Annotated in this window: 1 protein-coding gene; it reads left to right on the top strand. The window is 74.3% G+C overall.

All coding sequences use genetic code 11. The features are described 5' to 3' along the window. On the top strand, positions 1-1,025 hold a 1,025-nt coding region (locus E0D90_RS25770), incomplete at both ends, for a ketoacyl-synthetase C-terminal extension domain-containing protein (protein WP_130800314.1).

Raw genomic sequence — 1,025 nt, 5'->3', positions numbered from 1 at the left:
CGGGGCCTGGCCAAGGACGGGCGGTGCAAGTCGTTCTCCGACGACGCCGACGGCACCGGCTGGTCCGAGGGCGCCGGCCTGTTCCTCCTGGAGCGGCTGTCGGACGCGCGGCGCAACGGTCACCAGGTGCTGGCCGTGGTGCGGGGCTCCGCCGTCAACTCCGACGGAGCCTCCAACGGAATGACCGCGCCCAACGGGCCCTCGCAGCAGCGGGTGATCCGGGCGGCGCTGGCCGACGCGGGCCTGTCGACGGCGGATGTGGACGTGGTGGAGGCGCACGGCACGGGCACCGCCCTCGGCGACCCCATCGAGGCCCAGGCCGTCATCGCCACCTACGGACAGGGCCACACCTGGGAACGGCCGCTGCTGCTGGGCTCCGTCAAGTCCAACATCGGCCACGCCCAGGGCGCGGCGGGCGGCGCCAGCGTCATCAAGGCCATCATGGCGCTCAAGCACGCGGTCGTACCCGCCTCACTGAACATCACCGAACCCTCCAGCCACGTCGACTGGGACGCGGGCGCCGTGGAACTCGTCACCGAGTCGACCCCGTGGCCGCAGGTGCCGCGACCGCGGCGCATCGGCGTCTCCTCCTTCGGGATCAGCGGCACCAATGTGCACATGATCCTGGAGCAGGCACCCGCCGACGACAGTGACGGCGTGAACGCGGCGGACGACGCCGGCGCACCGGCCGAGGACGCCCCGGCCGGCGAAGCCCCCGCGGCAGCGGTGCCGCTCGTCGTCAGCGCCAAGTCCGAGGCCGCGCTGCGGGCCGGCGCCGCGAGCCTGCGCGACCACCTCGCGACCCACCCCGACGTACCCCTCAGGGACACGGCGTTCTCCCTGCTGAGCACCCGCGCCCAGCTCGACTTCCGGGGCGTGGTCGTCGCCGGTGACCACGCCGCCGCACTCCAGGGCCTGGACGCGCTGGAGAGCGCGACCCCCCACCCCGCGGCCGTCACCGGCACCGCCGGACCCGCCCGCCTCGCCGTCATGTTCGGTGGTCAGGGGTCGCAGCGGGTGGGGAT

Source organism: Streptomyces otsuchiensis, assembly GCF_004305975.1.
GTDB classification, from domain to species: Bacteria; Actinomycetota; Actinomycetes; order Streptomycetales; family Streptomycetaceae; genus Streptomyces; species Streptomyces otsuchiensis.
This window is presented reverse-complemented; position numbering and strand designations above follow the sequence as displayed.